This is a genomic window from Paenibacillus septentrionalis (genome assembly GCF_042659865.1).
Taxonomy (GTDB): Bacteria; Bacillota; Bacilli; order Paenibacillales; family Paenibacillaceae; genus Pristimantibacillus; species Pristimantibacillus septentrionalis.
In genome coordinates, this window is record NZ_JBHSTE010000007.1 from 142,141 (window position 1) to 150,167 (window position 8,027).

Annotated in this window: 3 protein-coding genes; 1 reads left to right on the forward strand and 2 read right to left on the reverse strand. The window is 43.1% G+C overall.

What is annotated here, in order from left to right; all coding sequences use genetic code 11:
* Positions 1 to 17 precede the first annotated feature (17 nt).
* Positions 18 to 2,888, reverse strand: a complete 2,871-nt coding sequence (locus tag ACFP56_RS18900; protein ID WP_379237503.1) for an extracellular solute-binding protein — start codon at positions 2,886 to 2,888, stop codon at positions 18 to 20.
* 56 nt (positions 2,889 to 2,944) lie between these two features.
* Complete coding sequence (locus tag ACFP56_RS18905; protein ID WP_379237505.1) at positions 2,945 to 5,014, reverse strand: hypothetical protein; 2,070 nt, start codon at positions 5,012 to 5,014, stop codon at positions 2,945 to 2,947.
* 598 nt (positions 5,015 to 5,612) lie between these two features.
* Here ACFP56_RS18905 and ACFP56_RS18910 point away from each other — a divergent pair.
* Entirely contained in the window at positions 5,613 to 7,949 is a 2,337-nt protein-coding gene (locus tag ACFP56_RS18910; RefSeq protein ID WP_379237507.1) for a glycoside hydrolase family 2 protein, read from the forward strand.
* The last annotated feature ends 78 nt before the right edge of the window (positions 7,950 to 8,027 follow it).

An 8,027-nucleotide genomic window follows, 5' to 3' on the forward strand; every position in this document is an offset into this window, starting at 1 on the left:
CATAGATTCCTAGATGACTATTTGCCGCTGTTATAAGATAAATGAAACTCCAGTCGCTTCTTCGTAAGCTCCTTATCAATTTGCTTAATATTCAAATATAACGACTCACGCGGACTTTCACCATTTGTAACAACAGCACGAAACGCATAGTCAATCGCCCTTGTGGTCATATAGCCGCCAGGCACCTCTGGAACACCTACTGTGGCATCAAACTGCTTTAGTAATTGTTCCGAATCTTTCAACGACCATGGCAGTTGCTTTAATACATCGACGTTCGCTGTCGGATACCTAGCAGCTGATCCCATAATGGCTTCTAGTGCATTGGCATACTCGGTTTGAGTATCTGTTTCCAGCCACCACTGTATAAATTCCCATGCCGCTTCTTTGTTTTTGGAGTTTTCTAATAGTATGGTATTAATCGTGTCTGATACGACCTGATTGTTAATCGTACCGTCCGCTTTCTCAATTCCTGGTAGCGGTGAAAACGACCACTGCCCTCTAATTTCCGGAGCGAACACTTCCAGCTGGTTATAGGTCGTATATGGAGCTATACCCGCTGGCATTTCACCTGTTCTGAATCGGTTGGAAAAATCAGCAGAAACAGGCAATCGATAGCTCGTAAAGAATCGAGTCACTCGATTGAAGGCTGTCATTGCATTGTCTTCTGTTAACGCACTCTGTATACCATAATCATTACCTTCTCCTTTATAGAGGTCCCCATCATATTGGAAAACAAGTGAAGGATACAGTTCCTGACCTGGAATGTAGAAATCATAATTATTTGCATGCAAAACGGAAATGACGTGCTCGACCTCATCCCATGTCTTAGGAGGCTGCAAGCCTAGTCCGTTCAAAATATCCTCACGATAAAACATCATTAAGAACGATTGCTGCTCAGGTAAAGCGTAAATGCCATCCTGATAGGTCACCGTACGTAGTGCGCTATCGTAGAATTTCTCTTTCATTTCATCAAAGCCGTCCATCCCCGTAAGATCAGTTAGCGCACTTCTCATAGCAAAGTTGACGACCATTGCCTGAGGAATGGATAACGCAACATCTGGTCCGTTGCCAGCAAGTGTTGCAGGAAGAATTACATCCTCCGGAATGAGCATCAGATTGACAGGGATGTTATGTTCAGGAGTGAATTTTTGATCAATCAGCTCTTTAATAATTTGCGCCTGATCTCGCCCGGATGAAATCCACACCTTGATGGCGTCCTCACTTGTATCTCCGAACATTTCCGTTTCATCTACAAAAAACGTTGACAAAAATCGAACGACGCCGTTATAGCTGCGCACAAAGAAGTTCGGCTTAGCCTTCGCTAGCTCGGCTCCTGGTGCTGACAAGGTGAAGCTATCAAGCTGCAGCGGCATTTCCGATATCGACGTAATCCAGGTCCCTAATGACGAAATATTGCTCGCCAATGTTCCCAGCTCATTAATCACTGATTCTGGCTTTTTGCTAATGCCTTCAGCTTGTACCTGCATCTTCTCGATAATTGCTGTTTTTTCTCCCTTTTCACCAGTTATTCTAACAAGCTCATCAACGACTTTTTTCAATCGTTCGCTTTCCTGCTGGAAAAGCTCGGCGTACTGCGGAATTTTCGTTGTAAGTTCATAATCAATATACTGGTCTGGAACGAGTCCAGTAATTTGCACGGTTTTGCGATACAAATCATTCAGCACGAAAACACTTTTCTCCACTTCGGACAGAGGCATTGCAAATTCTCCGAGTACAACCTCTAATGAAATGGTGTTCTCCCCTTCCTGCAGCAGAACAAGTAACTCTTCATCTCCCTGCCCCATGACATAGTTGACAAAGCCTGAATGAAATGCAAACGGAATGGACATCGCTTCACGATACGGCACTTCTCCATTAACTTTAAGCTGCCTGTAGGACATAACGCCCCGATTCGTATTCTGCACACCTCGGAATGAAAGCTGGTATAAGCCTTCTTCCGGTACATCGATCGTCCACTCGATATAATCACCAGGTGTTCTCCAATTTGGTCCACCGATTGTATTAAGCTTGATTTTGTACGGATGATAGGGTACAGTATTCGGATTGCTATAATCAGTAGCCATCGTAATGTCGACGGATGTTTTTTCAATTCCTAATGTGTTGCCGTCCAATCTTTCCGCTTGATAAACTAGATTCTGCTTATCATATACGTTATAGCCTTGCTTCCAATCTGCTATAATCTCCGAGTACGACTTAATTTCAGGAGCTGCTTTTAGTGATAGGTCGTGAATTTCCATAGGCTCCTTGACCGATTCAAAGGTTAGCGTATGGGTGCCTGAACTAAAATAAAACGTATACGGCTCGAGACTCCTTCTTTGCGCATCAGCAAGATAAACCGTTGTAAGCTTGGTCTTCTCCACAGCTAATGGTCTTATTTCATTCCCGTTGCGCTCAGCAATCGGTTGACCATCGCTATTATCCCAAATGCGATTGAATACTAATTGATTCATACCTTGAAAATAGCTTTCACCATCAATAAGCAGCTTTCTTTCAATTTTTGAATTCGTCCCTTTAACCGGCATATAGGTAAGGGAGATATTATAAAAGCCCGCTTCCTCTACTTGGAAAGTCCACGTAATGGAACCGCGTTCACCTGTAACTACTGCGTCGTCGGCCAGCTTCGCTTCCATATCCTCTGATGCTTCAAAGGACGCAAGATTGACTTTAACTTCTGATGAAGCCATTTTCCCATCATACCCTTGATCAAGGAGATAGCTGCCATAGGACTCCTCAACATACTCATGACGGCTACTCTCCAGATCCATTGCAACAGCAGGGTCAGTGTTACCTGACCCTAGCTCAGCAGGTATGAACATGGCTAAAACCAAGACGATTAATAAACTGATTTTCATTGTTCTTTTTTTCATGATCATACCCTTAAACCTCCGTAAGAACTAACGAAGTGCCGCTGCAAGAAGCTTCATTATGGCTCGACACTTACGACTAGCGTCAGATTCGCTGTATTCCCAGCAAAGTCTGTTACCGATATGACCACCTCGTATTCGCCTGGCGTTGTTACATCCAACTCGCCAATGTCAGCAGTCAAATTCGCTTTCAGATCAAAGCCATTGTTATCCGTTGCTGCTTCAATAAAGTCATTGCCCCAGTTGATTTGAGAAGCGTCCTCATCAACCTTGATGGTACGATACTCTTCTTTAGCTGTAATGGCAGGTGCCGTCGTGTTGTTTGAATCAAAAACGATAACCGTAAAGCCTTTCTCTGCCTGATTACCGGCAGCATCCTTGACCGTTAGCTTCAAGCCATTCTCGTATTGACCAACTGTATCAAATACAATGCCGCTAGTATCAACCGTTACATTCTCGAATGGAATATCGCCGTCAACACCGTCTTCTGCTTTTACAAATTCATTCCAGTTTACAGTAGAAGGATTCGTACCAGCTGCGATTGCCATTGGAACATCTGCCGTTGTAAAGAATGGAGGCATGTTATCGACTGGCTCGCTCGCATTAAGAGCGTTTTCAATAGAGCTCATCGCATCGAGGATACGATTCTTTTGGGAATCGATAGCACCGCTATATTTTGGAGATCCATTGAGACCGTATAGAGAATTACCCATAATCTGCTCGGCCCACATTTCTCCCCATGATAGAATCGTCGCAAATTCGTTCGGATTAGGGTCGACAGACAAGCCAATGAACGCTTCCATAACTGCTTCACCGTACACTTCATTCGTTACGTCAAAGCCGAAGTTTAATGCCGTATTTTTAGCTTGAGTTGTTAGGTAGTCTAGCGCACTATCACTGTTCGATAATGTTTTATACACCGTTGACCAATACAGCTTATACGTTTCTAGAGCAAGCTCTGTACGTTCCTTAGACAAACCTTTAAGAACTGCCATCTGGTTACCTGGTGAAACTAATTGCTGATATTTCGGATCATCATTAGATAAAGAATCTGGTCTAGGGAAAGGTACTACGCCCATAGACTCGCCACGACCTGCTAATGTCTGCCCTGCACCAGCTGATAGCCACGGAACCATATTCGTGAATACGGTTTCACCATTACCGAAATCATTGGCGTGCCATGTCCAGCCAGGCTTAGGCTCGTTATCATTGTATCTAGCTGTAAACAACAAGTTTTTTGACATCAATCTGTCAATGTATTCAACGGCTTGCTTCGTTTCAGCAGAGTCTGCCGCCAAGCCATTTGCACCATATACGGCTCCACCATTGGAATGAATAGCTTGGTAAGTCGTCTGAATGTAGTCCGTTTGGAAGGCTTTAATCGGGACATCCGTTCTTACTGGTGACATTTTGTTGGAATAAAATTCGTTTACCTTTGTTAAATAGTCCTCAAATGTGTTCCATGTCCATTTTCCTTGCTTCCACAAATCATGCGGGTATACCGTTTGACCGTTTTCCTTCAATGCGTCTACCTTATCAAGATAGTCGATGTTGTATACTAGCGGCCATTGTGGCATGAATTCTAAAATGTAGTTCAGGAAGTATACGCCGCCAAACATTTGGTTGCCGAACATCCATGAATGATCTGGATCTTCGAAAATATGCTTATATTCATCTAGCGGCTGAAAAATATTTTGTCCTAGCAAAGTTCCTTGTGAACCGCCCCATAATAATGCAATGTCCACGATCGGATCATTGGCGAGCACGGATTTCAATAATGACTCTCTCAAATCTTCAGGGTACTGAACCCATTCCACCTTAACATTCAACTCTGCAAGCACAGCCTCTTCTGCTGCTTTTCTTGCCTGCAGCTGATCTGGAGCCATACCCGGTTCTCCTGTTACAGGATCAGTCCAATTCGGATCGTCACCTGGCTGCCAGTGTGTGCCGAATACGATGACGGTTGGCTCGCCTCTCTCCGTGTTGTTCGTTTGCTCTGTATTTTCCTTGTTAGTATTGTCATTGCTCGGTTTCGGATTATTGTCAGTTTTTGTACAAGCACTAAGCAACGATAGAACTAAAACCAAGATTGTCAGCATAACAAGTGCTTTCTTTGATCTACCTACCATAACTTGCATCCCCCTGTTTAACTTAATTTGAATGACATATGATTCATATTGAAAGCAATACATAACTTTTCCAAGGTCAAAAAACATGCTTAGCCCGAAAAAACAAACTAGTTTTCGCATGATCAGGTTAAGCACTTGCTCCACCTGATGAATGTAAGCACTTACAATTAATGATCCAAGTTAAACATTAAGTTATATCACCTACTTTTACGTCAATATAGATGCGCAACCTAACTTCGTAACCAGACTTTATTTTTTCTTTAACATTTACTCTGAAACCGATTTTATGAAAAGGGTTTCATTTCGTGTGAAAAAAAAGGAAACTCGCTCTTCTCTTGTTTGATGACATTTTATAACTGAACACTTTACTATGTCAACACCAATTTTCAAAAATTATGGTATATGTAACGTTGTATTGACTTTTAGTACTTTTTTTGAAAATTATCGTTGTTTTTTAGGAGTGAACTACTTATAATATGGTCAATGTAACCGCTTAACTTTTGTAATCCTGACAACTCTCTCTTCTCTTGTCTTATTGTTCCTTGTTGTGAAACGGGTTTCACTAATACCCATTAATTGGGAGGTGGCGGAGGTGTGAATGACAAAGCAAAAATCCAGAATCGTTATCTTATTAGCCGTTTTAATTGTAGTCTGTCTTGCTATAACAATACTGAATGTAAGGGAGAACAAAATGAGAGTCAGTCTTACTAAGTTAGTAGTTGAAAATACAGCTGTACATTTGATCGAGCATGATGGCGTACAGGTTGCTTACGACAACGGTTTTCCAATACCGTCCTTTTCCACCTGGAAGCTGAACGAGGATCGCCGAGCATATGTTTCACTTAACGGTTTGTGGAAATTTGCCTATGAAGAGGAAATCTCCTGTACAGCATCTGAACTGTCCTGCAGCGAAGCAGCGTATGATGACCAGGCTTGGTCTGAGCAGCCCGTTCCGGCCAGTCTTGATCTTGCATATGAAAACGGCAAGTACCAATATGCCTTTGGGTCTTTTTGGTTTAGAAAAACGTTTACGGTTGATCGCAGCTGGGAGCATAAGTTTGTTAAACTAAATGCTCTTGGTATAGGCTATCATTCTGTTGTTTATATCAATGGAACAAAAGTCGGCGAACATGAAGGCAGCACTACTCCAGTTTCTTTTAATGTTTCGCCTTACTTAAATTTCGGTCAAGAAAATGTGATTGCAGTCCAGATTGTTAGACCTGCACATGACCATTATGATGAAGGTGCTCTACCAGCTGGAGGATATGACTGGTGGGATTATTCAGGTATCACCAGGGATATATACTTGGAGGCAACCACGCCTCAAACGATTTCTAAAGTCATTGTGGACGCTTCACCTGTTACGAAACAGGTACATGCCTATGTTGTCCTGCTTAATTACGGAAACCAATCTGAAACTATTACCGTTCAAGTTAACCCTGGAATCGATCAGGTCGACCCTCAAAGCAAGAGCATCGCGATGGCTGCGGACGAAGTGAAGGTTCTAACCTTCCAGTTTGATACACCTGCCATTAAGGCCTGGTCACCTGAATCCCCTACTCTTTATTCGCTAGAAACAGAAATTAAGAACGGTGATCGTCTTATTACCGAGTACGGTGCAGTCGATGTAGAAGTCGTAGACGCTAAGGTACTTGTGAATGGCTCTCAGGAATGGTTTAAGGGAACGAACTGGCATGATGAAAATAAAGAGTCTGGACGTTCCATGTCACCTGAGGAGTACCGTAACGAGATTGATGTGGCTAAGCATGCACATGCAAATCTACTTAGAAACGCTCACTATAATCGCCATCCATACGCCTATGAATATGCTGATCAAATTGGAATCTATATCATGGATGAAATTGAAAACTACTGGCTTAGTGAACAGGCTATCGGGCATCAGCTCTATGAAAAGGGCTTATCGCGTGAAAAAGCAATCGCTATGGCTTGGAATCAAATCAACCATCCATCTGTCGTCATCTGGAGTGTAGCGAATGAAAACACACCTAATAATACAACACATCTAGCTTGGTTTAATGATATGAGAGATTTGGTAAGAATGGTCGATCCGAAAAAAAGACCTGTAACCTATGCTTCCAATACTCAGCATCATCCTGTTGATATGTCGATGTCAGCTGCCGATATTATCGGTTTCAATCAGTATTATGGGTTCCATGGAGGAGATTCTACTGATTATGGTGCAGCCGAATATCGTCAAAAATTGTTGGAAATTCATGAGAGGCATCCAAGTAAGCCCATTATTTTAACAGAGAATGGGACCTGGTCTAGCATGGGAGATCGGGCAAGGCAGCAGTGGCAAGCCGGGAATTTCGCAGCACATTGGGATGTCACTGTTACGTATCCATTTACAGCAGGCTATGTGTTTTGGAATCTTAAAGATTATCGAAGCAAGATGGAATACACAAGTAGAGACCCTGAGAGGCTCTCTGGCATGGGCATGGTAGACTGGGCTTCGCGGACACCTAAAGTTGTCTATTACTACTTCCAAGAAGCAACGAGTCTTGGTGCCAACCGGATCATGAATCCTCGATTCGACAGAGGTCTGGCTGAATGGCAACTCATTTCTTCAGCTGCTGAGGGCGCAATTACAGTGGTTGAGGAAGGCTTGCAGGTTTCGTTAGAAGCTTCAGACACGATTCAGTTAAGACAAAATGCATTTGATCTATTGGCTGGCAGTTATGTTCTTGAGCTGCACATTAAAGGTGTCGATGGTCAGGCAGCTGGAAAAATCGAGCTCAGATCGAGCTATTTATCGGGTGGCGTACTGACGAAGGAGTTCGATTCCAGTGGCACGATTAAGCTGCCGTTTACGTTGTCGCACACTGGCGTAACGAATGTTTCGGTGCATCTGCATGTTGCTGGCAAGCAGGATGTTGTGCTTGAGCAGGTTCGCTTGTTGCCTGTGCTGAATTAATTCGTGGGTTGATGGGGCAGCGCTTCGGAGCAAAGATCGTTTATTTTGCTTAATCAGCGCTTCGGAGCAGAGCGTTCT

Coding starts and splice junctions, on each gene's coding strand:
- ACFP56_RS18910 (WP_379237507.1), top strand. CDS start 5,613: ATGACAAAGCAAAAATCCAGAATCGTTATCTTATTAGCCGTTTTAATT.
- ACFP56_RS18900 (WP_379237503.1), bottom strand. CDS start 2,888: ATGAAAAAAAGAACAATGAAAATCAGTTTATTAATCGTCTTGGTTTTA.
- ACFP56_RS18905 (WP_379237505.1), bottom strand. CDS start 5,014: ATGGTAGGTAGATCAAAGAAAGCACTTGTTATGCTGACAATCTTGGTT.